This is a genomic window from Saliterribacillus persicus (genome assembly GCF_003337485.1).
Lineage (GTDB): Bacteria > Bacillota > Bacilli > Bacillales > Amphibacillaceae > Saliterribacillus > Saliterribacillus persicus.
On record NZ_QPJJ01000017.1, the window covers coordinates 16,046 to 38,971 of the forward strand.

Here is a 22,926-nt window from a genome sequence, read left to right on the forward strand (position 1 = left end):
CCTTGCTTTAGTCTTCTTTACGTAAGCCTAAACCAAGATCTTCTAGTTTGTGTTTCACTTCTTCTAGTGATTTACGTCCTAGATTACGAACCTTCATCATATCTTCTTCTGATTTATGTGCTAGTTCTTGTACAGTATTAATTCCTGCACGTTTTAAGCAGTTATAAGAACGAACCGACAAATCAAGCTCTTCGATTGTCATTTCTAATACTTTTTCTTTTTGATCTTCTTCTTTTTCAATCATGATCTCAGCATTTTTAGCTTCATCTGTTAAACCAACGAAGATATTTAAATGCTCTGTGAAGATTTTAGCTCCTAAAGAAACTGCTTCTTCAGGTCTTATGCTTCCATCTGTTAAAACATCAAATGTTAATTTATCAAAATTCGCAACTTGACCGATTCTTGTATTCTCTACTTGATAGGTCACCTTTTGAACAGGTGTAAAAATAGAGTCCACTGGGATAACACCTATTGGACGTTCATCATGATTATTTGTATCGGCAGGACGATAGCCTCTGCCACGTTCAGCTGTTATTCTCATTTTTAAATGTGCATTGCTGCTCAAAGTAGCAATATGAAGATCGGGATTTAAAATCTCAACATCACTATCAAAAATGATATCTGCAGCCGTAACATTTCCTTCTCCCTGTACATCTACCTCAAGAACCTTCTCCTCATCAGAGTAGATCTTAAGAGCTAGTTTTTTCAGGTTTAAAATAACTGTCGTAACATCTTCAACGACCCCATCGACAGTTGAAAATTCATGTAGTGCTCCATCTATTTGCACAGATGTCACAGCAGCGCCAGGAAGTGAAGATAGTAGGATACGACGCAAGGAGTTACCGAGTGTAGTACCATATCCACGTTCTAGTGGTTCTACAACAAATTTCCCATAAGTAGCATCATTACTGATTTCTACTGTTTCAATCTTTGGCTTTTCAATTTCGATCATTTATAAACCCTCCTTTAAAACGTCGAAACCTCGGTTAGACAAACGTCTAACCGAAATTCCCCAGGTAGGCAGTTCCCGTTTCTGCACTCTCTAATTGTATGCAATCTGTCCTAATTTTAGTAGTTATAAGTGCCTTAACGAAAGCTGTTACACAGAACTTTATTAAGTTATCATAACCCATTATAGACAGATAAACAAATTATATACTGATTAAGCTTATACTCGACGACGTTTTGGCGGGCGACAACCATTGTGAGGAACTGGTGTTACATCTACAATAGCAGTTACTTCGATACCTGCTGCTTGAAGTGAACGGATTGCTGCTTCACGTCCAGCACCAGGTCCTTTCACTGTAACTTCTAAAGTTTTCACTCCATGTTCCTGCGCTGATTTAGCAGCAGCTTCTGCAGCCATTTGCGCAGCAAACGGAGTGGATTTACGTGAACCTTTAAATCCTAATGAACCAGCGCTACTCCATGCAAGAACATTACCTTGAACATCAGAAATCGTAACAATCGTATTGTTAAATGTAGAACGGATATGTGCAATACCAGTATCTATATTCTTTTTGACACGACGTTTACGTGTGTTTTGTTTACGAGCCATAGATTAGCAAACCTCCTTTATTATTTCTTTTTATTTGCCATTGTTTTTCTTGGTCCTTTACGAGTACGAGAGTTATTTTTAGTTTTTTGCCCTCGAACAGGTAAACCACGACGGTGACGAACACCACGATAAGAACCAATTTCAATAAGACGTTTAATGTTTAGAGATACTTCTCTACGAAGATCACCTTCAACATTTAGACCATCAATCGCTTGACGAATTTTGCCTAACTCATCTTCTGTTAAATCACGAACACGAGTATGTTCTGAAACACCTGCTTCTTTTAACACCTCTTGCGCAGTTGTTGTTCCAACACCATAAATATAGGTTAAGGAAATAACAACGCGTTTATCACGAGGTACATCTACACCAGCAATACGAGCCATAGAATGACTACACCTCCTTATTCGTTATCCTTGTTTTTGTTTATGCTTAGGGTTCTCACAAATCACCATAACTTTTCCCTTACGGCGAATTACCTTACACTTTTCGCATATTGGTTTTACAGATGGTCTTACCTTCATCATCCATACCTCCTCTTTATCGGAGCATTCATTTATTTATAACGGTACGTTATACGCCCTCTGGTTAAATCATATGGAGAAAGTTCAACCGTCACCTTATCTCCAGGCAAAATGCGAATGAAGTGCATTCGTATTTTACCAGAAACGTGTGCTAAAACGGTGTGACCATTCTCTAATTCAACTTTAAACTGTGCATTTGGTAAAGTATCAATTACAGTACCTTCTACTTCAATTGCATCGTCTTTCGCCATCGAGTTGATCTCCCTTCTTCAAATCTGCCAGAATTTCATCGGCAAATTTAGTAATAGCATAACGCAACTTTCCATTTGTTACGCGCCCTGTTTCTAGAAGGCTATTTTGGACTTCCGGAGAAATAAAATCCATACAGGCAATATGACTAAGATTTTTCTTCTTAGGTCGGTCATATTTCCGCTTTTCTCCGTCAGCAAGTAATACAAAGCGATGGTCGATTGTTTTAATCACAATCGCGTATTGACCTGCCTCACGCCCTTGTAAGATTTGAACAACTTGACCTATTTCCGGACTACACTCCGAATCACTCAACCATAATCACCTTCACTTAGGCATTTTTATTCGTACTTGAATCGAGTAATGATTCATTAAATCAAGACACTTAAAAGCTTTTAGGTTCGATTACACAATTAAATAGTTTTTAATTTTTCATCAATATCAAGAAAAACCTGGTCTATTTCCTGTGCACCGTCAATCTTTACAAGGTAACCTTTGTCACGGTAAAAGTCTAACATTGGTTGTGTTTGTTCTAAGTTTACTTGGAGACGATTACCGACAGTCTCAGGTTGATCATCTTTACGTTGGATTAGTGCTTCTCCATCCTTGTCACATACACCCTCTTGTTTCGGAGGATTAAAAATCACATGATAGGTTGCTCCACATTTCGGACAAATGCGACGACCTGTAAGTCTTTCAACAAGCTCATCCTTCTCTACATCTACATGTATAACACTGTCCAATTCTTGGCCCATCTCTGCTAGAAGTTCATCTAATGCTGTTGCTTGTTCCAATGTTCTTGGAAAGCCATCAAGCAAAAATCCCTTTTCGCAGTCGTCCATGCTTAATCGATCTTTTACAATACCAATTGTTACTTCATCCGGTACCAATTCGCCTTTGTCCATAAAGCTTTTTGCTTTATTTCCTAGCTCGGTTCCTTCTTTTATTGCTAATCGGAACATATCTCCTGTTGAAATATGAGGAATTCCATACTTCTCTACGATTTTCTCAGCCTGGGTACCTTTACCAGCACCAGGCAACCCCATTAGGATTAGATTCAACGATTTCCCCTCGCTCTCTGTCTGATCCACCATATAATATGGCTACTTAATAAAGCCTTTATAATTACGTTTGACTAATTGACTTTCTAATTGTTTCATCGTTTGAAGGGCTACCCCTACTACGATTAATAAACTAGTTCCACCAATTTGAATGGATTGTGGCAAATTAGCTAAACTACCAAGTATTAATGGCAATACAGATACAGCAGCTAGAAAGATCGATCCAACAAACGTTAGTCGATACATAACTCGAGTTAAATACGTTTCTGTATTTTGTCCTGGTCTAATACCCGGGACATATCCACCTTGTTTCTTTAAATTTTCTGCCATTTGTTCAGGATTAACTTGAACAAATGTATAGAAATACGTAAAGGCGATTATTAAGGCAACATAGATCACCATACCAATAGGATTGGTATAATCAAAGATGTCTGCAATAGTTACCGCTACAGTATTATTTTCAAAGAAACTAGCAATTGTTCTTGGTGCAATAATAAAGGATATTGCAAAGATTACTGGAATTACCCCTGCTGCATTTACTTTTAATGGTAAATGCGTGGGATGTCCGCCTACAGGTGAACGATTCACCAATCTTTTTGCGTATTGAACAGGAATCTTACGTAACGCTTGTTGTATAAAGATAACACCAACTGTTACTGCGATTACCAGTAAAACAATTAGTAATACAATAATGATATTAAGGAACAACTGATCCTCAGCACCTGAACCAAAATATTGTGCATAAATTTGGTTCACGCCGTTCGGAATCGCTGCTACAATCCCAGCAAAAATCAAAATAGATATTCCATTACCTACACCATGTGCTGTTATTTGTTCACCGAGCCACATTAGGAATGCAGTACCACCGGTTAATACGATAGCAATTACGATGAATTTCCCAACACCTGGGTCAGCAATTAATTGTCCATTTGACATTGCGTTAAATCCAACTGACATTGCACTTGCTTGAATAAATGCTAATACAATTGTAGCATAGCGAGTGAATTGGGCAAGCTTCTTGCGGCCCATCTCACCTTGCTTTTTCCATTCGGAAAATTTTTGTACGACATCCATTTGCAGCAGTTGCATGATAATGGAAGCTGTAATGTACGGCATAATTCCCATTGCGAAAATGGAGAAGTTCTGCAACGCACCGCCTCCAAATGTATTTAATAAACCAAACACATTTTGTTCGTTCATAAAGTCGATTGCACTTCGATCAGTAAAAGGCACCGGAATAAATGTACCGATTCTGAAAACAATCAACATTAATAAAGTAAATACGATTTTTTGTCTAATATCAGCCACACGCACAAAATTGGAGATTGTACGGAACATTAAATCACCTCTGTTTGACCGCCCGCTGCTTCGATTGCATCTTTAGCTGAAGCAGAAAACTTATGAGCTTTCACAGTTAATTTCTTTTCCAACTTACCATTTCCAAGAATCTTAACTCCGGCTTTTACATTGCTTACTGTTCCAGTTTCTAATAAAAGCTCAGGTGTCACTTCAGTACCTTCATCAAAAATATTCAATGTTTCCAAATTAACAATCGCATATTCTTTGCGATTGATGTTTGTGAATCCACGCTTAGGTAAACGTTGGAATAGTGGCATTTGACCACCTTCAAAACCTAAACGCACACCCCCGCCTGAGCGTGAGTTTTGACCGCCATGGCCACGTCCAGATGTTTTACCATTACCTGATGACATTCCACGACCTACACGATTACGTTTTTTACGAGCTTGTGATGGCTTCAATTCATGAAGTTTCATGCGAGCACCTCCTCTTGCACTAAATTTATTGTACTTCTTTCACTTCTACTAAATGTGATACTTTATTGATCATGCCTCGCACGACAGGAGTATCTTCACGGACTACTGATTGATGCATTTTTCTTAAACCAAGTGTTTGAACCGTAGCTCTTTGAACTTCAGATCTACCGATGACACTGCGCTTGAGGGTAATTTCTAATTTATTAGACATATGATTTCCCTCCTATCCTAACAATTCTTCTACTGACTTACCACGTAATTTAGCAACGTCTTCCGCGCGCTTTAATTCGGTTAGTCCAGTAATAGTTGCACGAACCATGTTAATTGGTGTGTTAGAACCAAGTGATTTAGATAAAATATCACCAACACCTGCAAGTTCTAAAACAGCACGAACCGGTCCGCCCGCGATAACTCCAGTACCTTCTGCTGCTGGCTTCATAAGAATGCTTCCAGCACCAAATTGACCTGTAATCTCATGCGGTATAGTAGTACCTACGATCGGTACATTGATCAAGTTTTTCTTTGCATCATCAATAGCTTTTTTAATAGCGTCTGGTACTTCTTGAGCTTTACCAGTACCAAAACCAACGTGTCCGTTCTTATCTCCGACTACTACTAATGCAGCAAAACGGAAACGACGTCCACCTTTAACTACTTTTGCTACACGATTAATCGTAACAACGCGTTCTTCTAAGTCTAAATTATTTGGGTCGATGTGTGTACGCAACATATGTCCCTCCTTTTACAATTAAAATTCAAGACCTGCTTCACGAGCAGCATCCGCTAAAGCTTTTACACGACCATGGTATAAATATCCACCACGATCAAATACAACGTTCTTAAATCCTTTATCTTGAGCACGTTTTGCAATTAATTCTCCGACTTTTTTAGCCGCTTCTACGTTACCAGTACCATCTATTGTTAATTCGTTATCAACGGTTGATGCACTTGCTAATGTTACGTTGTTAACATCGTCGATTAGCTGTGCATAAACGTGTTTGTTTGAACGAAATACATTTAAACGTGGACGTTCAGCTGTTCCAAAAAGGTTTTTTCGAATACGTAAGTGTCTTTTCTTACGTACATCATTTTTATCAGGCTTTGTGATCATCTAGGTCACTCCTTTCTGTTCCCTAACTAACCTTACTTAGCAGTTTTACCTTCTTTACGGCGTACATATTCGCCTTCGTAACGAATTCCCTTACCTTTATATGGTTCTGGAGGACGGATCGCACGAATGTTAGCTGTAATTGCACCAACTAATTCTTTATCGATACCTTTTACCACTACTCTTGTATTGGCAGGTACATCAAATTCAATTCCTTCTGGTTGCTCTACTTCTACAGGGTGAGAATATCCAGCACTTACAACAAGTTTTGAACCTTGTTTAGTAGCACGGTAACCAACACCTTGAATTTCTAACGCTTTTTCGTATCCTTTATGAACACCTTCAACCATGTTTCCAATGATACTGCGAGTAGTACCGTGCAGGGCACGATGCTGCTTGCTGTCACTTGGACGTTCCACAGTTAATACGTTATCTTCTATTTTTACAGTCATATCCTGATGAAAATCACGTGTCAATTCCCCTTTAGGGCCTTTAACAGTAATTGTATTGCCATTGATTTTAATGTCAACACCTTCAGGAATTTCCAATATTTTTAATCCTATTCGAGACATTTAAATGCACCTCCTGTCATCTTTGAATAACTTACCAAATATATGCAAGCACTTCTCCACCGATCGCTTGCGCGCGTGCTTCTTTATCAGATAAAACTCCTTTAGAAGTTGAAACGACAGCAATACCTAAGCCGTTTAATACTTTAGGAAGCTCCTCTGCTTTTGCATAAACGCGAAGTCCTGGTTTACTGATACGTTTAAGTCCAGTAATAACACGCTCTTCGTTTACACCGTATTTCAAGAAAATACGAAGAATTCCTTGTTTATCATCTTGAACATATTCATAATCGCGAATGAAACCTTCACGCTTAAGAATATCAGCAATTTCTTTTTTCACGTTAGAGGCAGGTAGCTCTAACTTTTCATGGCGCACCATGTTTGCATTACGAATACGAGTTAGCATATCTGCAATTGGATCTGTCATAACCATTTATCTTTACCTCCTTCCCTAATCGGGGATTACCAGCTTGCTTTTTTGACACCAGGAATTTGACCTTTATATGCAAGTTCGCGGAAACAAATTCGGCATAATCTAAACTTACGAATAACTGAATGTGGACGTCCACAACGTTCACAACGTGTATATTCTTGTACTGGATATTTAGCTTTGCGTTGTTGCTTTGCGATCATTGATTTTTTAGCCACTATTTTCCCTCCTTATTTTAGCTTTGCGCTTATTGTTGGAAAGGCATGCCAAGTTGCGTTAAGAGTTCAGCAGCTTCTTCATCTGTGTTCGCCGTTGTAACAATGACGATGTCCATTCCTCTTACTTTGTTTACTTGGTCATAATTTATTTCTGGGAAAATCAATTGCTCTTTCACACCTAGTGTGTAGTTACCACGACCATCAAAAGCTTTCTTTGAGATACCACGGAAGTCACGTACACGTGGAAGTGATACATCAATAAGTTTTTGAAGGAAATCATACATACGCTCTCCACGTAGTGTAACTTTCGCACCGATTGGCATTCCTTCACGTAAACGGAAACCAGCAATTGATTTTTTTGCTTTTGTTATTACAGGTTGTTGACCAGAGATTTGTGATAACTCTTCAACAGCAGAATCTAACGCTTTTGAATTCTGAACCGCATCTCCCACACCCATATTAATTACAATTTTATCGATTTTAGGTACTTCCATAACCGAATCATAGTTAAATTTTTCTACTAGAGCAGAAACAATATCACTTTTGTATTTTTCTTTTAACGCGTTCATCAAGTAAACCTCCTTTCGCCGCTAATGTTATTTATCTAACGTTTCACCTGATTTTTTAGCGATACGAACTTTCTTTCCATCACGTACTTCATAACCAACTCGTGTTGGTTCGCCTGATTTTGGATCAATTGGCAACACGTTTGATATGTGAATTGATGCTTCTTGATTCAAAATACCACCCTGTGGATTGTCTTGTGAAGGTTTCGCGTGTTTTTTCACAACGTTAACTCCTTCTACAAGTACACGGTCTTTTTTAGGAAATGCTGCAAGAATTGTTCCTTGCTTTCCTTTATCTTTACCTGAAATCACTTGTACTTTATCGCCTTTTTTGACATGCATGCTATACGCACCTCCTTACACGGGTTTTCCGTATCGTGCTTTTATAATACTTCTGGAGCTAGAGATACGATTTTCATAAACTTCGCATCACGTAATTCACGTGCAACTGGTCCAAAAATACGAGTTCCTCTTGGACTTTGATCGTCACGGATGATTACTGCTGCGTTCTCATCGAACTTGATATAAGAACCGTCTTTTCTTCTTACTCCGCTTTTTGTACGAACAATAACTGCTTTAACTACTTCACCTTTTTTGACAACGCCACCTGGTGTTGCTTCTTTCACTGTACAGACAATTACATCACCGATATTTGCAGTTTTACGTCCGGATCCACCCAATACTTTAATTGTAAGTACTTCACGAGCGCCAGAATTGTCTGCAACCTTTAAACGACTTTCCTGTTGAATCATATCAGTGTTACCTCCCTTCGGACATTATCCGAGCGAACTTTAATTAGATAATTACAGATTCTTCAACCACTTCAATTAAACGAAAACGTTTAGTTGCTGATAGTGGGCGAGTTTCCATGATTTTAACAATATCGCCAATTTTAGCTTGATTGTTTTCATCATGAGTTTTAAGTTTCTTAGAATATCGAACACGCTTGCCATATAATTTATGGAATTTATACGTCTCAACTACAACAGTAATAGTTTTATCCATTTTGTCGGATACCACACGTCCTGTATAGACTTTACGATTATTACGTTCACTCATTTGAGGCTAACCTCCTTCATTATCCGTTATTTACGCTTATTTCACGTTCACGAACTACAGTTTTCATACGAGCGATTGACTTGCGTACTTCACGTAGACGTGCAGTGTTTTCCAATTGACCAGTAGCTAATTGGAAACGCAAATTGAAAAGCTCTTCTTTTAATGATTTGATTTTTTGTTCAATTTCGGCAGTGGTTAGTTCTCTAATTTCATTAGCCTTCATTGATTTCACCACCAATTTCTTCACGTTTTACAAATTTAGTCTTGATCGGTAATTTATGAGATGCAAGGCGTAATGCTTCACGCGCTACTTCCTCAGAAACACCTGCGATTTCAAACATTATTTTACCTGGCTTAACTACTGCTACCCATCCTTCTGGAGCACCTTTACCGGAACCCATACGAACTTCTAGAGGCTTAGCAGTATAAGGCTTATCTGGGAAAATTTTAATCCACACTTTACCTCCACGTTTCATATAACGAGTCATCGCTATACGAGCAGATTCAATTTGTCTGCTTGTGATCCATGAAGCTTCTAGTGCTTGCAATCCATATTCACCGAAAGCAACGGTTGTACCACCTTTTGCTTTCCCTCTCATTTTACCACGATGTTGTTTACGATGTTTTACACGTTTAGGCATTAACATAATGCTTGCCCCCTTCCTTACTTTTTGTTTTTCGTTGGAAGGACTTCTCCACGATAGATCCACACTTTTACGCCAAGCTTACCGTAAGTAGTATCTGCTTCTGCAGTACCATAATCGATATCAGCACGTAATGTGTGTAGTGGTACAGTTCCTTCACTATAATGTTCTGCACGAGCAATATCAGCTCCGCCAAGACGACCAGAAACTTGAGTACGAATACCTTTCGCTCCTTGACGCATAGCACGTTGAATTGTTTGTTTTTGAGCACGACGGAAAGATACACGGTTTTCTAGTTGACGAGCAATGTTCTCTGCAACTAATTTTGCATCTAAGTCTGCTTTTTTCACTTCAACAATGTTGATGTGTACTCTTTTACCAGTTAATTCATTTAAAGATTTACGAAGTGCTTCTACTTCAGAACCACCCTTACCAATAACCATACCTGGCTTCGCAGTGGAGATTGAAATGTTTACACGATTTGCAGCACGTTCGATTTCTACTTTAGAAACAGCGCCATCTTTTAAACGTTTTTCAATATATTCACGGATTTTGATATCTTCATGTAAGAGGTCTGCATAATCTTTGCCTGCATACCATTTTGATTCCCAATCACGGATTACGCCAATACGAAAACCAATCGGATTAATTTTTTGACCCACAGATTATCCCTCCTTCTTTTCTGATACAACCACTGTTATATGGCTGGTTCTTTTATTGATTTGTGATGCACGACCTTGTGCACGTGGACGAAATCTTTTTAAAGTAGCACCCTCATTAACGAATGCTTCTGAAATATATAGATTGTCAATATCCATTTCGTAATTGTGCTCTGCGTTTGCGATAGCAGAATTTAATACTTTTTCCACAACGATTGATGCACCACGTTGTGTATGCTTAAGTGTCGCAATTGCTTCTCCAACATTTTTTCCTCTAATTAAATCTACGACTAGACGAACTTTGCGAGGAGCAATACGAACTGATTTAGATACAGCTTTTGCTTGCATTAGGAGTACCTCCTCTCAAATTAACGTTTTGTTTTCTTGTCGTCTCCAGCATGCCCTCTATAAGTACGCGATGGAGCGAATTCGCCTAATTTGTGTCCTACCATGTCTTCTGTAACATAGACAGGCACGTGTTTACGACCATCATATACAGCGAATGTATGACCAATGAAGCTAGGGAAAATTGTTGAACGACGTGACCAAGTTTTAACCACCTGTTTTTTATCGTCTTCATTCAATTTATCTACCTTTTTCAATAAATGATCATCTGCGAAAGGTCCTTTTTTTAAGCTACGACCCATAAATATAAGCCTCCCTTCGCGATTGTCAGACGGGCTTTAGTTCCCGTCATGCAATCCCGTTATTTTTTACGCTTACGAATAATATATTTATCTGACGGTTTGTTGCGTTTACGAGTTTTGTAACCAAGTGTAGGTTTGCCCCATGGTGACATTGGTGATTTACGTCCAATTGGTGCACGACCTTCACCACCACCGTGTGGGTGATCATTAGGGTTCATAACAGAACCACGAACTGTAGGGCGAATGCCTTTCCAGCGTGAACGACCTGCTTTACCGACTTTGATTAATTCATGCTCTAAATTACCAACTTGACCTACTGTAGCACGACAAGTAGATAATACTAGTCTTACTTCACCAGAAGATAAACGTACTAATACGTATTTACCTTCACGACCAAGGATTTGTGCTTGTGCACCAGCTGAACGAGCCAACTGAGCTCCACGTCCTGGTTTAAGTTCAATGTTGTGAATAATTGTACCAACAGGAATGTTGATAAGTGGTAATGCGTTACCTGATTTGATATCAGCATTTGCTCCTGATTCAATATCTTGGCCTACTTGTAAGCCTTTTGGTGCGATGATATAACGTTTTTCACCATCTGCGTAATGAATTAAAGCGATATTCGCTGAGCGGTTTGGATCATATTCAACTGTAGCAACGCGTCCTGGTATTCCATCTTTGTCACGTTTAAAGTCGATAATACGATACTTACGCTTATGTCCACCGCCTTGATGACGAACTGTTAATTTACCTTGATTATTACGTCCACCACGTTTGCTTAATGGAGCAAGTAAAGATTTTTCAGGTACATTTGTTGTAATGTCAGCAAAATCTGAACTAGTCATTCCTCTACGTCCATTTGTGGTTGGTTTGTACTTTTTAATCGCCATCTGATTTCCCTCCTTCTGTGATTAGATTTTATAAACTTTCAAAGAAATCGAGTTCTTTACTATCATTTGATAGTTGTACAATAGCTTTTTTACGATTCGGACGATATCCGCCGTAACGACCCATGCGCTTGAATTTACCTTTTTTGTTAATCGTATTTACATTGATAACTTTTACACCAAAGATAACTTCGATTGCGTCTTTAATTTCTGTTTTGTTTGCCTTTTTGCTTACTTCGAACGTATATTTCTTTTCTGCCATTAAATCTGCAGAGTGTTCTGTAATGATTGGGCGCTTAATAATATCACGTGGTTCCTTCATTATGCAAGCACCTCCCCTGCTTTTTCAGCTGCTTCTTTCGTTAAGATCAGCTTGTCATGCGTAAGCAAGTCTAGTACATTAACTTCGCTTACGGTTAATACTTTAACGTTCTTTAAATTGTTAGCTGAACGAGCTACTACATCGTCTACATCAGCAGTAACAATTAATGCTTTTCTATCTACATTTAATGATGATAAAAGAGCAATAACATCTTTTGTCTTTGGCTTTTCAAAAGTAAGAGATTCTAACACAACTAAGCTATCATCTTTTAATTTAGATGAAAAAGCAGATTTAAGTGCTAGTCTACGAACTTTCTTTGGTAATTTGTAGCTATAGCTACGTGGTGTTGGACCAAATACTGTTCCACCACCTACCCATTGTGGTGAGCGTATAGAACCTTGACGCGCACGTCCAGTTCCTTTTTGACGCCATGGTTTACGACCTCCGCCGCGTACATCTGAGCGATTTTTAACAGCATGCGTTCCTTGACGTAAAGAAGCGCGTTGCATTACTACTGCATCGTGTAATACGTGCTCGTTTGGCTCAATGCCGAAAACTGCATCGTTTAATTCCACATCACCTACTTGTGATCCGCTTTGGTTGAATAGTGCTACTTTAGGCATGACATATCCTCCCTTCAATCAATTATTAGTTAGCCTTTATTGCACTCGCTATTTTTACGAATGATTTTTTTGGACCTGGAACATTCCCTTTAATTAGAAGTAAGTTGCGCTCTGCGTCAACTTTTACTACTTCAAGGTTTTGGATAGTGATTTGCTCTCCACCCATTTGTCCTGGTAAGTTTTTACCTTTAAATACACGCATTGGATCAATTGGACCCATTGTACCAGGTCTTCTATGATATCTAGAACCGTGTGTCATTGGTCCGCGAGATTGGTTGTGACGTTTGATTGCGCCTTGGAAACCTTTCCCTTTAGAAGTACCAGTTACATCAATTATGTCTCCTGCTTGAAAAATCTCAACGTTCACTTCTTGACCTACTTCATAATCGTCAAGGTTAACGTCACGGATTTCACGAACGAAGCGCTTAGGAGTTGTACTAGCTTTTGCAGCATGCCCTTTTTGAGGCTTATTCGCACGAACTTCTTTCTGATCACTAAAACCAATTTGAATTGCTTCATAGCCATCATTTTCGCTTGTTCTTTTTTGTAGAACGATATTAGGTTCTGCTTCTACGACTGTTACCGGAATTAATTCTCCATTTTCTGAAAACAATTGCGTCATGCCGACTTTGCGACCTAAGATTCCTTTCGCCATCCGTTACACCTCCTAAAAAATATATATTATAGTTTGATTTCGATATCCACACCAGATGGTAAGTCGAGTCTCATAAGAGCATCAACAGTTTTTGGTGTAGGACTAAGAATATCAATTAAGCGTTTATGTGTGCGCATTTCAAATTGCTCACGAGAATCCTTGTACTTGTGCACCGCACGTAGTACTGTGTAAATTGACTTCTCCGTAGGTAACGGAATTGGTCCAGAAACACCTGCACCTGAACGTTTTGCAGTATCTACAATTTTCTCAGCTGATTGATCTAGAATACGGTGATCATACGCTTTTAAACGAATTCTGATTTTTTCTTTTGCCATTATTTACCCTCCTTTTCGCCCATTTGATTAATAGACTTTCTCCGTGGAAATTTCTTTTTCACACTCGCCATGGCAAAGGGGCCTGGTGTGCCAACAACCTTCCACATCATCGCCTTATTTATGACCAACATTATTCATTATATATAAGAAATTACGTGATTGCAAGCCTTTTTAGCTCTTTTTTAAAATTTTTATAGCATTTTTATTTGTAGCGTTTATCAATCTAATTATTTTGACTAGGTTAGCCTATTATATAGACTTTCATTTTTCTTCAATTTCTTATTCTATCACTATTTCCATTTTATATAATTCTCAAAATGAAGTGTCAGACTTCTGCATAGCTTTTTATAATGACTTAATAACCAATAAAAAGATCAGGTAACATAGAAGCTACCTGATCTTTGATTTCATTTAAAGTTGCGGTGTATTACTTAGTAATGTTTGCTACTACACCAGCACCAACAGTACGTCCACCTTCACGGATTGAGAATTTAGTTCCATCTTCAATCGCGATTGGTGAAATAAGTTCTACTGTCATTTCAATGTTATCTCCAGGCATAACCATTTCTACGCCTTCAGGAAGTTCGATAACACCAGTTACGTCCGTTGTACGGAAGTAAAACTGTGGACGGTAGTTAGAGAAGAATGGAGTATGACGTCCACCTTCTTCTTTTGATAATACATAAACTTCAGCTTTGAAGTTTGTGTGTGGAGTAATTGTACCAGGCTTAGCTAGTACTTGACCACGGTTGATGTCTTCACGAGCAACCCCACGAAGTAGAGCACCAATGTTGTCACCAGCTTCAGCATAGTCAAGAAGCTTACGGAACATTTCTACTCCTGTAACAGTTGTTTTAGAAGCCGATTCTGCAAGACCAATGATTTCAATTTCATCCCCAACTTTTACTACACCACGCTCAACACGTCCTGTAGCAACAGTTCCACGTCCAGTGATTGAGAATACGTCCTCAACTGGCATCATGAATGGTTTTTCAGTGTCACGATCTGGTCTAGGGATATACTCATCAACAGCAGTCATAAGTTCGAAGATAGCATTTACATACTCTTCGTCTCCTTCTAGTGCTTTAAGAGCTGAACCTTTGATAACTGGTACGTCATCACCAGGGAAGTCGTACTCAGAAAGAAGGTCACGAACTTCCATTTCTACTAACTCAAGAAGTTCTTCGTCATCCACCATGTCACATTTGTTAAGGAATACTACGATTGCAGGTACCCCTACTTGACGTGATAAAAGGATGTGCTCACGAGTTTGTGGCATTGGGCCATCAGCAGCAGATACTACTAGGATAGCTCCATCCATTTGTGCAGCACCAGTGATCATGTTCTTAACATAGTCAGCGTGTCCTGGGCAATCTACGTGTGCATAGTGACGATTGTCAGTTTCATACTCAACGTGTGCAGTAGAGATTGTGATTCCACGTTCTCTTTCTTCAGGAGCACCATCGATTTGATCATACGCGCGTGCTTCCCCTCTGCCATATTTGTTGAATAATACGTTTGTAATTGCAGCTGTTAATGTTGTTTTACCATGGTCAACGTGTCCAATTGTACCAATATTAACGTGGTCTTTTGAACGGTCGAATTTTTCTTTACCCATTTATATTTCCTCCTTTATTTGTGTTAAGTTTTTATATTCCAAGTATTGCCTGCTTAGAAGATTTAACTCATTCTAAGCCTACAATACAAGTTATACTTTAGATTGCGAAAAAAATCAATTATTCGCCAGCGTTTTTCTTAATAATTTCTTCAGAAATACTTTTCGGTACTTCTTCATAGTGATCAAAGTGCATTGTGTATACACCACGCCCTTGTGTGTTAGAACGTAACGCAGTTGCATAACCAAACATTTCAGCTAGTGGCACAAATGATTTAACTACTTGTGCATTTCCACGAGCTTCCATACCTTCTACACGACCACGTCTAGATGTAACATCACCCATAATATCTCCCATGTATTCTTCAGGTATAACAATTTCTACCTTCATCATAGGTTCTAAGATTACTGGGCTACACTTGTTTTTCGCTGATTTAAGAGCCATAGATGCAGCTACTCTAAATGCAGTTTCGTTTGAATCGACATCGTGATAGCTTCCATCATAAAGCGTCGCCTTCACATCGATTAACGGATAACCTGCTAATACACCATTTTGTAAAGAGTCTCTAATTCCAGCTTCTACAGATGGAATATATTCACGAGGAACAACCCCACCAACAATTTTATTAACAAATTCATATCCAGCGCCCTCTTCGTTTGGCTCAAATTTCACCCAAACGTGACCATATTGTCCACGACCACCAGATTGACGAACGAATTTACCTTCAACTTCAGCTGAACCACGGAAAGTTTCACGATAAGATACTTGAGGAGCACCTACATTCGCTTCTACTTTAAATTCACGTCTCATACGGTCAACAATGATATCAAGGTGTAATTCACCCATACCAGAGATGATCGTTTGACCAGTTTCTTGGTTCGTTTCAGTTTTAAAGGTTGGATCTTCTTCTGCAAGTTTACCAAGTGCAATCGCCATTTTATCTTGATCGGCTTTTGACTTAGGTTCAATTGCTACTGAGATAACCGGATCTGGGAATTCCATTGACTCAAGAATTACTAGATTCTTTTCGTCACAAAGTGTATCCCCTGTGCTCGTATCTTTTAAGCCAACCGCACCAGCGATATCCCCTGAATAAACAGTAGAGATCTCTTGACGAGAGTTAGCATGCATTTGCAAGATACGACCAACACGTTCACGCTTATCTTTTGTTGAGTTTTTAACGTAAGAACCGGCATTAAGTGTACCAGAATAAACGCGGAAGAATGTAAGTTTACCAACAAATGGGTCAGTGGCAACCTTAAATGCTAATGCAGAGAAAGGCTCACTATCATCTGATTTACGGATTACTTTTTCTTCTGTTTGTGGCACAATACCTTCGATTGGTGGTACGTCAGTCGGTGCTGGTAAGTAATCTACTACACCATCAATTAATAATTGAACACCTTTGTTTTTAAAAGCAGAACCACAGAATACTGGGTAGAATTCAACGCTTAAAGTTGCTGTACGAACAGCTTGTTTAAGTTCATCGTTTGAAATTTCTTCCCCTTCTAAGTAACGCATCATTAGATCTTCATCTAATTCTGAAACTGCTTCTACTAATTTTGTGCGATATTCTTCTGCTTGAGCTTTATATTCTTCAGGAATCGGCTTAGCTTCAGCACGAGTTCCTAAATCATCTAAATAGAAGAAAGCTTCCATATTGATAAGATCAATGATACCTTCAAAATCATCTTCAGCACCGATTGGAAGTTGTACTGGATGAGCATTTGCTCCAAGTCTATCTCCAAGCGTACCTACTGAATAAATGAAGTCAGCACCGATTTTATCCATTTTGTTTACAAATACAACACGAGGAACCCCGTAAGTTGTAGCTTGACGCCAAACAGTTTCTGTTTGTGGTTCTACACCAGATTGTGCATCTAATACTGCAACCGCACCATCTAATACACGTAATGAACGCTCAACTTCTACTGTGAAGTCTACGTGTCCTGGTGTATCGATAATGTTAATACGGTGACCCTTCCATTGTGCAGTTGTTGCTGCAGAAGTGATCGTAATCCCGCGCTCTTGTTCTTGTTCCATCCAGTCCATCTGTGAAGCACCTTCGTGTGTTTCACCAATTTTGTGGATTCTTCCTGTATAAAAAAGAATACGCTCTGTACATGTTGTTTTACCAGCATCAATGTGTGCCATGATACCAATATTACGTGTATTCTCCAAGGAGAACTCTCTAGCCATGAACATTTCTCCTTCCTAATTAAAGTAGTTTGTTTATTACCAACGATAGTGTGCGAATGCTTTGTTAGCTTCAGCCATTTTATGCATTTCTTCACGTTTCTTCACTGATGCACCAGTGTTGTTAGATGCATCTAAAATTTCATTTGCTAATCGCTCTTCCATTGTTTTCTCTCCACGAAGACGTGAATAGTTAACAATGTAGCGTAAACCTAATGCTTGACGTCTTTCTGGACGTACTTCAACCGGTACTTGGTAGTTAGAACCACCAACACGACGAGCACGAACTTCAAGAACAGGCATTACGTTCTTCATAGCTTGTTCAAATACTTCCATAGAGTTTTGTCCACTACGTTCTTGAACAAGTTCAAACGCACTATAAAGAATTTTTTGTGCTATCCCTCTTTTTCCATCCACCATAATTTGGTTGATTAGACGAGTTACAAGCTTTGAATTATATAACGGATCTGGTAAGACATCACGTTTTACTACTGGACCTTTACGTGGCATATGTCCCCCTCCTTTCACTCAAGATGAGTTTCTCATTTATTTTTGTTTTGGTTTTTTCGCACCATATTTTGAACGACCTTGCATACGACCTTCTACTCCAGAAGTATCTAATGCACCACGTACGATATGATAACGCACACCAGGTAAATCCTTTACACGTCCTCCACGGATAAGTACAACACTGTGTTCTTGAAGGTTGTGACCAATCCCAGGGATATATGCAGTTACCTCGATTTGGTTAGATAAACGAACACGCGCATACTTACGTAATGCTGAGTTCGGTTTCTTTGGAGTTAAAGTACCTACACGTGTACATACACCACGTTTTTGTGGAGATGATTGATTGGTAAGTGACTTTTTAAAGCTGTTATAACCTTTGTTTAATGCAGGTGAGTCAGATTTTCTACCTTTACTTACACGACCTTTACGCACTAATTGATTAATAGTTGGCATCTTGTTTCCTCCTCTCTTTTCTACTGTTTTGTAATACCACATATCCAGGTGGTTCATAATTAGGCAAAAAACAAAGTCTTCGTAAATGAATATTCATTCACCAAAACTTTATAGCTTAATCGCCACCGCCGCAGCACCAACATCTATTCCGCATGCTTCCCCTAGTCGCTTCATAGAATCGACTTCGGTACATGGAATATCTAAGTCATTTGCTACTTGCGATACTTTGCTCGTAATATGCAAAGCTGCGTCACTAGCAATAATTACTTCTTTTACCTCACCATTTCTCATGGCTTTTAATGTTTGTTTGGTTCCGATTATCAGTTGGCTACTAACCTCTGATACTTTATCATAAGACATCTTCATATCCTCCAAAGCACCAAGGATAACGGAAGCACCTTAAATATACTATCATCCATAAAAATTAATGTCAACTTAAATTTGTATGTTTCATCAATTTTTCTAACAGCATATAGGTGCTTCCAGTCTTTTCCCTTGACCTTGTTTTTAAAAGCACTCTTGAATTTTTTAAGCTAGCAGAAGGAAGGAGACTTAAATCTTCTCCCTTCTTTTATGCTTTATTTTACAGAAGTTATTGTGGTAATTCTTCTGTGAAAGTTTCCTCGACTACTTTTGGATCTTCAGCAAGCTCTGCTTTAATTTTACGATAACGCTGCATGCCTGTTCCAGCTGGAACTAACTTACCGATAATTACATTTTCCTTGAGTCCTAGAAGCTCATCACGCTTACCTTTAATTGCTGCATCTGTCAATACTCTTGTAGTTTCTTGGAACGAAGCAGCAGATAAGAATGAATCTGTTTCTAGAGATGCCTTTGTAATACCCAAGAGAACTGGTCTTCCAACTGCCGGTTGACCCGCTTTGTGTAATACGCGGCTGTTTGCTTCTTTGAATTGGTGAATCTCAAGTAAGGAGCCTGGTAATACTTCTGTATCTCCAGCATCAGCAACACGTACTTTACGAAGCATTTGTCTTACCATTACTTCTACGTGCTTATCACCAATTTCTACCCCTTGCATACGGTAAACTTTTTGTACCTCTTTTAGAAGGTATGATTGAACACCGTCAATTCCTTTGATTTTCAACAATTCTTTTGGATCAATCGAACCTTCTGTTAATGGTTCACCTGATTCTATTGAATCGCCAATCGCCACTTTTAAGCGAGCGCCGTATGGTGCAGTATAGGTTCTAGACTCTACTTCACCTTGCACAACAATCTCTTGCTTATCTTTGACTTCACTTATATCTTGCACTGTACCGTGTAACTCAGAAATTACAGCCTGACCCTTTGGATTTCTCGCTTCGAATATTTCCTGAATACGAGGTAAACCTTGGGTAATATCACTACCTGCAACCCCACCAGTGTGGAAAGTACGCATCGTTAACTGTGTACCTGGTTCACCGATTGATTGTGCAGCAATAATACCTACTGCTTCACCAACCTCAACCTCTTGCCCTGTAGCTAAGTTACGACCATAACATTTTTTACAAGCACCGTGCTTCGTATTACATGTAAATACTGTACGGATTAACACTTCTTCAATACCTGATTCAATGATTACTTTAGCGATATCTTCATAAATCACTTCATTTTTAGCGATAATTAACTCGCCTGTTTCCGGATGAAGTATATCTTGGAAAGCAGTACGACCTATTAATCGATCAATTAATGGTTCGATTAATTCACTACCTTCTGTAATAGCCGTTACAGTTAGTCCTCGGTCTGTTCCGCAATCTTCTTCACGAATAATAACATCCTGTGCTACGTCTACTAGACGACGAGTTAGGTAACCAGAGTCTGCCGTTTTCAGTGCGGTATCGGCAAGACCTTTACGTGCACCGTGTGTTGAAATAAAGTATTCTAATACGGTTAAACCTTCACGGAAGCTTGATTTAATCGGTAATTCGATAATTCGACCAGCCGGGTTGGCCATCAAACCACGCATACCAGCAAGCTGTGTAAAGTTAGATGCGTTACCACGAGCACCAGAATCACTCATCATAAAGATAGGGTTACGAGGATTTAGTGTTTTCATTAGTTTTTCTTGGATAACATCTTTACACTGTGACCAAATTGCAATAACACGATCGTAACGCTCTTCATCCGTGATTAGACCACGTCTAAATTGTTTAAGAACTTTATCAACCCTGTCTTGCGCTTCTTCAAGAATTTTTTCCTTCTCAGCTAATACAACAATATCGGATACACCAACAGTGATACCAGCTTTTGTTGAATAAGCAAAGCCTAAATCCTTCATACGGTCAAGCATTTTAGATGTTTCACTAATTTTAAATCGTTTAAATACTTCTGCAATAATATCTCCGAGAATACCTTTTTTGAAAGGTTGGATGATTTCGCGCTTAGCGATTTCTTCCTTAACATTTGCACCTTTTTCAATAAAGTATTTCTCTGGTGTTGCTACTTCTAAATTTTGTTGCGTAGGTTCATTCAGATATGGGAATGAATCTGGCAGCATATCATTAAAAATTAATTTACCAACTGTTGTTAGTAGTAATTTCTCATTTTGTTCTTTTGTAAATGTCGCTTTATTTAATGAACTAGTTTGCACTGCGACTCTTGTATGCAGGTGCACATAGCCATTTTGGTAAGCAAGAATTGCTTCATTTAAATCTTTCACAGCTATACCTTCACCAATCGCGTTTTCACGCTCCATCGTAACATAGTAGTTACCTAACACCATATCCTGTGAAGGTGTTACTACTGGTTTACCATCTTTTGGATTCAATATATTTTGTGCAGCAAGCATTAGTATTCGTGCTTCTGCTTGTGCTTCTGCTGATAACGGAACGTGCACAGCCATTTGGTCACCATCAAAGTCAGCGTTATATGCTGTACATACTAATGGGTGTAAACGGATGGCGCGACCTTCTACTAATGTAGGTTCGAAAGCTTGAATTCCTAAACGGTGTAAAGTTGGTGCACGGTTAAGTAAAACCGGGTGCTCCTTAATTACATGTTCAAGTACGTCCCAAACTTCAGAATGTAGACGTTCAATCTTACGTTTAGCTGATTTAATATTATGTGCTAAACCGCGTTCTACTAATTCCTTCATAATAAATGGTTTAAAAAGCTCCACTGCCATTTCTTTTGGTAAACCACACTGATACATTTTTAGGTGCGGCCCAACAACGATAACCGAACGACCAGAATAGTCTACACGTTTACCAAGTAAGTTTTGACGGAAACGACCTTGTTTCCCTTTAAGCATGTGTGATAAAGATTTTAATGGGCGATTACCAGGACCCGTTACAGGGCGACCACGTCTACCGTTATCAATAAGCGCATCTACCGCTTCTTGTAACATACGCTTTTCGTTTTGAACGATTATGCTCGGTGCACCTAGATCTAATAATCTTTTTAAACGGTTGTTACGGTTTATAACCCGACGATATAAGTCATTTAAATCAGAGGTAGCAAAACGTCCACCATCTAATTGAACCATAGGGCGCAATTCTGGAGGAATGATCGGAAGTACATCCATAATCATCCAATCGGTATGATTACCTGAATTACGGAATGCTTCAATAACTTCTAGACGCTTGATCGCTCTTGTTCTACGTTGACCTTGTGCAGACTTTAATTCTTCTCTTAAAGCCTCCACTTCTTTTTCAAGATCTATATCTTGAAGAAGTTTTTTGATCGCTTCTGCACCCATCGCTGCATGGAACGATTTACCGTATTTATCACGGTAGGCACGATATTCTTTTTCAGATAATAGTTGCTTCTTCTCTAATGCTGTATTACCTGGATCAGTAACAATATAAGCAGCGAAGTAAATAACTTCTTCTAATGCTCTTGGAGACATGTCTAGCACAAGCCCCATTCTGCTTGGAATACCTTTGAAATACCAGATATGAGAAACAGGGGCTGCAAGTTCAATGTGACCCATGCGCTCACGACGCACTTTCGCTTTTGTCACTTCTACCCCACATCGATCACAAACAACGCCTTTATAACGGACACGTTTGTACTTTCCACAATGACATTCCCAATCTTTTTGCGGACCAAAGATTCTTTCACAAAATAGCCCATCTTTTTCAGGTTTCAATGTACGATAATTAATTGTTTCAGGTTTTTTCACTTCACCAAAGGACCAAGAACGAATCTTCTCTGGCGACGCTAAGCCTATTTTCATATATTCAAAATTATTTACATCTAACAAGGGGCTTACCTCCCTTTTAGTCTTTTGGTTTAAGCCATTAAAGTGTTGGGATCGGCGT

The 22,926-nt window shown here is 38.9% G+C and carries 35 protein-coding genes; all 35 read right to left on the reverse strand.

Annotation, left to right across the window (positions count from 1 at the left end; all coding sequences use genetic code 11):
• Positions 1 to 7: 7 nt before the first annotated feature.
• The 35 genes from DFR57_RS15700 to rpoC all read right to left on the reverse strand — a co-directional run bounded on the left by DFR57_RS15700 (position 8) and on the right by rpoC (position 22,868).
• Complete coding sequence (locus DFR57_RS15700) at positions 8 to 952, reverse strand: DNA-directed RNA polymerase subunit alpha (protein ID WP_114354171.1); 945 nt, start codon at positions 950 to 952, stop codon at positions 8 to 10.
• Between the two features lie 216 nt (positions 953 to 1,168).
• A complete protein-coding gene (gene rpsK / locus DFR57_RS15705) occupies positions 1,169 to 1,558 on the reverse strand; it encodes a 30S ribosomal protein S11 (protein ID WP_114354172.1) in 390 nt (129 codons plus the stop codon).
• 20 nt (positions 1,559 to 1,578) lie between these two features.
• Positions 1,579 to 1,944, reverse strand: coding sequence for a 30S ribosomal protein S13 (gene rpsM, locus DFR57_RS15710; RefSeq protein WP_114354173.1), 366 nt, complete (start codon positions 1,942 to 1,944; stop codon positions 1,579 to 1,581).
• Positions 1,945 to 1,968: 24 nt separating this feature from the next.
• Positions 1,969 to 2,082, reverse strand: a complete 114-nt coding sequence (rpmJ, locus tag DFR57_RS15715; protein ID WP_003156543.1) for a 50S ribosomal protein L36 — start codon at positions 2,080 to 2,082, stop codon at positions 1,969 to 1,971.
• A 32-nt stretch (positions 2,083 to 2,114) separates the two neighbouring features.
• Positions 2,115 to 2,333 carry a translation initiation factor IF-1 gene (infA, locus tag DFR57_RS15720; protein WP_058305710.1) on the reverse strand — a complete coding sequence of 73 codons (219 nt, stop codon included), beginning with the start codon at positions 2,331 to 2,333 and terminating at the stop codon, positions 2,115 to 2,117.
• Entirely contained in the window at positions 2,311 to 2,646 is a 336-nt protein-coding gene (locus DFR57_RS15725) for a KOW domain-containing RNA-binding protein (protein WP_114354174.1), read from the reverse strand. Before DFR57_RS15725 ends, infA begins: the two co-directional genes overlap by 23 nt.
• A gap of 98 nt (positions 2,647 to 2,744) precedes the next feature.
• Positions 2,745 to 3,392: an adenylate kinase gene (locus tag DFR57_RS15730; RefSeq protein ID WP_114354175.1), complete on the reverse strand. Its 648-nt coding sequence runs from the start codon at positions 3,390 to 3,392 to the stop codon at positions 2,745 to 2,747.
• A gap of 42 nt (positions 3,393 to 3,434) precedes the next feature.
• Positions 3,435 to 4,730 carry a preprotein translocase subunit SecY gene (secY, locus tag DFR57_RS15735; RefSeq protein ID WP_114354176.1) on the reverse strand — a complete coding sequence of 432 codons (1,296 nt, stop codon included), beginning with the start codon at positions 4,728 to 4,730 and terminating at the stop codon, positions 3,435 to 3,437.
• A complete protein-coding gene (gene rplO, locus DFR57_RS15740) occupies positions 4,730 to 5,167 on the reverse strand; it encodes a 50S ribosomal protein L15 (RefSeq protein WP_114354177.1) in 438 nt (145 codons plus the stop codon). Before rplO ends, secY begins: the two co-directional genes overlap by 1 nt.
• A gap of 25 nt (positions 5,168 to 5,192) precedes the next feature.
• Positions 5,193 to 5,378 (reverse strand): 50S ribosomal protein L30, encoded by a 186-nt coding sequence (gene rpmD, locus DFR57_RS15745; RefSeq protein WP_114354178.1) that lies wholly within the window; start codon positions 5,376 to 5,378, stop codon positions 5,193 to 5,195.
• Between the two features lie 12 nt (positions 5,379 to 5,390).
• Positions 5,391 to 5,897, reverse strand: coding sequence for a 30S ribosomal protein S5 (gene rpsE / locus DFR57_RS15750; protein ID WP_114354179.1), 507 nt, complete (start codon positions 5,895 to 5,897; stop codon positions 5,391 to 5,393).
• A gap of 18 nt (positions 5,898 to 5,915) precedes the next feature.
• The gene (gene rplR, locus DFR57_RS15755) at positions 5,916 to 6,278 is read right to left on the reverse strand and encodes a 50S ribosomal protein L18 (protein ID WP_114354180.1); all 363 of its coding nucleotides are present in this window, start codon (positions 6,276 to 6,278) and stop codon (positions 5,916 to 5,918) included.
• A gap of 32 nt (positions 6,279 to 6,310) precedes the next feature.
• Positions 6,311 to 6,847 (reverse strand): 50S ribosomal protein L6, encoded by a 537-nt coding sequence (gene rplF / locus DFR57_RS15760; protein ID WP_114354181.1) that lies wholly within the window; start codon positions 6,845 to 6,847, stop codon positions 6,311 to 6,313.
• A gap of 31 nt (positions 6,848 to 6,878) precedes the next feature.
• Positions 6,879 to 7,277: a 30S ribosomal protein S8 gene (gene rpsH / locus DFR57_RS15765; protein WP_114354182.1), complete on the reverse strand. Its 399-nt coding sequence runs from the start codon at positions 7,275 to 7,277 to the stop codon at positions 6,879 to 6,881.
• A gap of 29 nt (positions 7,278 to 7,306) precedes the next feature.
• Positions 7,307 to 7,492, reverse strand: a complete 186-nt coding sequence (locus tag DFR57_RS15770; protein WP_114354183.1) for a type Z 30S ribosomal protein S14 — start codon at positions 7,490 to 7,492, stop codon at positions 7,307 to 7,309.
• Positions 7,493 to 7,521: 29 nt separating this feature from the next.
• Positions 7,522 to 8,061, reverse strand: coding sequence for a 50S ribosomal protein L5 (gene rplE / locus DFR57_RS15775; RefSeq protein ID WP_114354184.1), 540 nt, complete (start codon positions 8,059 to 8,061; stop codon positions 7,522 to 7,524).
• Positions 8,062 to 8,088: 27 nt separating this feature from the next.
• Entirely contained in the window at positions 8,089 to 8,400 is a 312-nt protein-coding gene (gene rplX, locus DFR57_RS15780) for a 50S ribosomal protein L24 (RefSeq protein WP_114354185.1), read from the reverse strand.
• Between the two features lie 41 nt (positions 8,401 to 8,441).
• Positions 8,442 to 8,810 carry a 50S ribosomal protein L14 gene (gene rplN, locus DFR57_RS15785; protein ID WP_114354186.1) on the reverse strand — a complete coding sequence of 123 codons (369 nt, stop codon included), beginning with the start codon at positions 8,808 to 8,810 and terminating at the stop codon, positions 8,442 to 8,444.
• 43 nt (positions 8,811 to 8,853) lie between these two features.
• Positions 8,854 to 9,117 (reverse strand): 30S ribosomal protein S17, encoded by a 264-nt coding sequence (rpsQ, locus tag DFR57_RS15790; protein ID WP_114354187.1) that lies wholly within the window; start codon positions 9,115 to 9,117, stop codon positions 8,854 to 8,856.
• A 19-nt stretch (positions 9,118 to 9,136) separates the two neighbouring features.
• Positions 9,137 to 9,340: a 50S ribosomal protein L29 gene (gene rpmC, locus DFR57_RS15795; protein ID WP_114354188.1), complete on the reverse strand. Its 204-nt coding sequence runs from the start codon at positions 9,338 to 9,340 to the stop codon at positions 9,137 to 9,139.
• Positions 9,330 to 9,764, reverse strand: coding sequence for a 50S ribosomal protein L16 (gene rplP, locus DFR57_RS15800; protein WP_114354189.1), 435 nt, complete (start codon positions 9,762 to 9,764; stop codon positions 9,330 to 9,332). Before rplP ends, rpmC begins: the two co-directional genes overlap by 11 nt.
• Before the next feature lie 17 nt (positions 9,765 to 9,781).
• Positions 9,782 to 10,423: a 30S ribosomal protein S3 gene (gene rpsC, locus DFR57_RS15805; protein WP_114354190.1), complete on the reverse strand. Its 642-nt coding sequence runs from the start codon at positions 10,421 to 10,423 to the stop codon at positions 9,782 to 9,784.
• A 3-nt stretch (positions 10,424 to 10,426) separates the two neighbouring features.
• Entirely contained in the window at positions 10,427 to 10,768 is a 342-nt protein-coding gene (gene rplV, locus DFR57_RS15810) for a 50S ribosomal protein L22 (protein WP_114354191.1), read from the reverse strand.
• 20 nt (positions 10,769 to 10,788) lie between these two features.
• Positions 10,789 to 11,067, reverse strand: a complete 279-nt coding sequence (gene rpsS / locus DFR57_RS15815; protein WP_114354192.1) for a 30S ribosomal protein S19 — start codon at positions 11,065 to 11,067, stop codon at positions 10,789 to 10,791.
• Positions 11,068 to 11,126: 59 nt separating this feature from the next.
• Complete coding sequence (gene rplB / locus DFR57_RS15820; protein WP_114354193.1) at positions 11,127 to 11,957, reverse strand: 50S ribosomal protein L2; 831 nt, start codon at positions 11,955 to 11,957, stop codon at positions 11,127 to 11,129.
• Positions 11,958 to 11,985: 28 nt separating this feature from the next.
• Positions 11,986 to 12,276 carry a 50S ribosomal protein L23 gene (rplW, locus tag DFR57_RS15825; protein ID WP_114354194.1) on the reverse strand — a complete coding sequence of 97 codons (291 nt, stop codon included), beginning with the start codon at positions 12,274 to 12,276 and terminating at the stop codon, positions 11,986 to 11,988.
• Positions 12,276 to 12,899 carry a 50S ribosomal protein L4 gene (gene rplD / locus DFR57_RS15830; protein ID WP_114354195.1) on the reverse strand — a complete coding sequence of 208 codons (624 nt, stop codon included), beginning with the start codon at positions 12,897 to 12,899 and terminating at the stop codon, positions 12,276 to 12,278. Before rplD ends, rplW begins: the two co-directional genes overlap by 1 nt.
• A 25-nt stretch (positions 12,900 to 12,924) precedes the next feature.
• Entirely contained in the window at positions 12,925 to 13,554 is a 630-nt protein-coding gene (gene rplC / locus DFR57_RS15835; protein ID WP_114354196.1) for a 50S ribosomal protein L3, read from the reverse strand.
• 26 nt (positions 13,555 to 13,580) lie between these two features.
• Entirely contained in the window at positions 13,581 to 13,889 is a 309-nt protein-coding gene (gene rpsJ, locus DFR57_RS15840; protein WP_114354197.1) for a 30S ribosomal protein S10, read from the reverse strand.
• A gap of 427 nt (positions 13,890 to 14,316) precedes the next feature.
• The gene (tuf, locus tag DFR57_RS15845) at positions 14,317 to 15,507 is read right to left on the reverse strand and encodes an elongation factor Tu (protein ID WP_114354198.1); all 1,191 of its coding nucleotides are present in this window, start codon (positions 15,505 to 15,507) and stop codon (positions 14,317 to 14,319) included.
• Between the two features lie 118 nt (positions 15,508 to 15,625).
• Positions 15,626 to 17,704: an elongation factor G gene (fusA, locus tag DFR57_RS15850; RefSeq protein WP_114354199.1), complete on the reverse strand. Its 2,079-nt coding sequence runs from the start codon at positions 17,702 to 17,704 to the stop codon at positions 15,626 to 15,628.
• Between the two features lie 36 nt (positions 17,705 to 17,740).
• On the reverse strand, positions 17,741 to 18,211 hold the full coding sequence (gene rpsG / locus DFR57_RS15855; RefSeq protein ID WP_114354200.1) for a 30S ribosomal protein S7: 471 nt from the start codon (positions 18,209 to 18,211) through the stop codon (positions 17,741 to 17,743).
• A 36-nt stretch (positions 18,212 to 18,247) separates the two neighbouring features.
• Positions 18,248 to 18,664, reverse strand: a complete 417-nt coding sequence (gene rpsL / locus DFR57_RS15860; RefSeq protein ID WP_114354201.1) for a 30S ribosomal protein S12 — start codon at positions 18,662 to 18,664, stop codon at positions 18,248 to 18,250.
• A gap of 108 nt (positions 18,665 to 18,772) precedes the next feature.
• Positions 18,773 to 19,024, reverse strand: a complete 252-nt coding sequence (locus tag DFR57_RS15865; protein ID WP_114354202.1) for a 50S ribosomal protein L7ae-like protein — start codon at positions 19,022 to 19,024, stop codon at positions 18,773 to 18,775.
• A 232-nt stretch (positions 19,025 to 19,256) separates the two neighbouring features.
• The gene (rpoC, locus tag DFR57_RS15870) at positions 19,257 to 22,868 is read right to left on the reverse strand and encodes a DNA-directed RNA polymerase subunit beta' (protein ID WP_114354203.1); all 3,612 of its coding nucleotides are present in this window, start codon (positions 22,866 to 22,868) and stop codon (positions 19,257 to 19,259) included.
• Positions 22,869 to 22,926: the final 58 nt, after the last annotated feature.

Bases quoted from the DNA above. Each gene is read 5' to 3' on its own strand.
- DFR57_RS15700 (WP_114354171.1), bottom strand. From the start codon at position 952: ATGATCGAAATTGAAAAGCCAAAGATTGAAACAGTAGAAATCAGTAAT.
- rpsK (WP_114354172.1), bottom strand. From the start codon at position 1,558: ATGGCTCGTAAACAAAACACACGTAAACGTCGTGTCAAAAAGAATATA.
- rpsM (WP_114354173.1), bottom strand. From the start codon at position 1,944: ATGGCTCGTATTGCTGGTGTAGATGTACCTCGTGATAAACGCGTTGTT.
- rpmJ (WP_003156543.1), bottom strand. From the start codon at position 2,082: ATGAAGGTAAGACCATCTGTAAAACCAATATGCGAAAAGTGTAAGGTA.
- infA (WP_058305710.1), bottom strand. From the start codon at position 2,333: ATGGCGAAAGACGATGCAATTGAAGTAGAAGGTACTGTAATTGATACT.
- secY (WP_114354176.1), bottom strand. From the start codon at position 4,730: ATGTTCCGTACAATCTCCAATTTTGTGCGTGTGGCTGATATTAGACAA.
- rplO (WP_114354177.1), bottom strand. From the start codon at position 5,167: ATGAAACTTCATGAATTGAAGCCATCACAAGCTCGTAAAAAACGTAAT.
- rpmD (WP_114354178.1), bottom strand. From the start codon at position 5,378: ATGTCTAATAAATTAGAAATTACCCTCAAGCGCAGTGTCATCGGTAGA.
- rpsE (WP_114354179.1), bottom strand. From the start codon at position 5,897: ATGTTGCGTACACACATCGACCCAAATAATTTAGACTTAGAAGAACGC.
- rplR (WP_114354180.1), bottom strand. From the start codon at position 6,278: ATGATCACAAAGCCTGATAAAAATGATGTACGTAAGAAAAGACACTTA.
- rplF (WP_114354181.1), bottom strand. From the start codon at position 6,847: ATGTCTCGAATAGGATTAAAAATATTGGAAATTCCTGAAGGTGTTGAC.
- rpsH (WP_114354182.1), bottom strand. From the start codon at position 7,277: ATGGTTATGACAGATCCAATTGCAGATATGCTAACTCGTATTCGTAAT.
- rplE (WP_114354184.1), bottom strand. From the start codon at position 8,061: ATGAACGCGTTAAAAGAAAAATACAAAAGTGATATTGTTTCTGCTCTA.
- rplX (WP_114354185.1), bottom strand. From the start codon at position 8,400: ATGCATGTCAAAAAAGGCGATAAAGTACAAGTGATTTCAGGTAAAGAT.
- rplN (WP_114354186.1), bottom strand. From the start codon at position 8,810: ATGATTCAACAGGAAAGTCGTTTAAAGGTTGCAGACAATTCTGGCGCT.
- rpsQ (WP_114354187.1), bottom strand. From the start codon at position 9,117: ATGAGTGAACGTAATAATCGTAAAGTCTATACAGGACGTGTGGTATCC.
- rpmC (WP_114354188.1), bottom strand. From the start codon at position 9,340: ATGAAGGCTAATGAAATTAGAGAACTAACCACTGCCGAAATTGAACAA.
- rplP (WP_114354189.1), bottom strand. From the start codon at position 9,764: ATGTTAATGCCTAAACGTGTAAAACATCGTAAACAACATCGTGGTAAA.
- rplV (WP_114354191.1), bottom strand. From the start codon at position 10,768: ATGCAAGCAAAAGCTGTATCTAAATCAGTTCGTATTGCTCCTCGCAAA.
- rpsS (WP_114354192.1), bottom strand. From the start codon at position 11,067: ATGGGTCGTAGCTTAAAAAAAGGACCTTTCGCAGATGATCATTTATTG.
- rplB (WP_114354193.1), bottom strand. From the start codon at position 11,957: ATGGCGATTAAAAAGTACAAACCAACCACAAATGGACGTAGAGGAATG.
- rplW (WP_114354194.1), bottom strand. From the start codon at position 12,276: ATGAAGGAACCACGTGATATTATTAAGCGCCCAATCATTACAGAACAC.
- rplD (WP_114354195.1), bottom strand. From the start codon at position 12,899: ATGCCTAAAGTAGCACTATTCAACCAAAGCGGATCACAAGTAGGTGAT.
- rplC (WP_114354196.1), bottom strand. From the start codon at position 13,554: ATGGCGAAAGGAATCTTAGGTCGCAAAGTCGGCATGACGCAATTGTTT.
- rpsJ (WP_114354197.1), bottom strand. From the start codon at position 13,889: ATGGCAAAAGAAAAAATCAGAATTCGTTTAAAAGCGTATGATCACCGT.
- tuf (WP_114354198.1), bottom strand. From the start codon at position 15,507: ATGGGTAAAGAAAAATTCGACCGTTCAAAAGACCACGTTAATATTGGT.
- fusA (WP_114354199.1), bottom strand. From the start codon at position 17,704: ATGGCTAGAGAGTTCTCCTTGGAGAATACACGTAATATTGGTATCATG.
- rpsG (WP_114354200.1), bottom strand. From the start codon at position 18,211: ATGCCACGTAAAGGTCCAGTAGTAAAACGTGATGTCTTACCAGATCCG.
- rpsL (WP_114354201.1), bottom strand. From the start codon at position 18,664: ATGCCAACTATTAATCAATTAGTGCGTAAAGGTCGTGTAAGTAAAGGT.
- DFR57_RS15865 (WP_114354202.1), bottom strand. From the start codon at position 19,024: ATGTCTTATGATAAAGTATCAGAGGTTAGTAGCCAACTGATAATCGGA.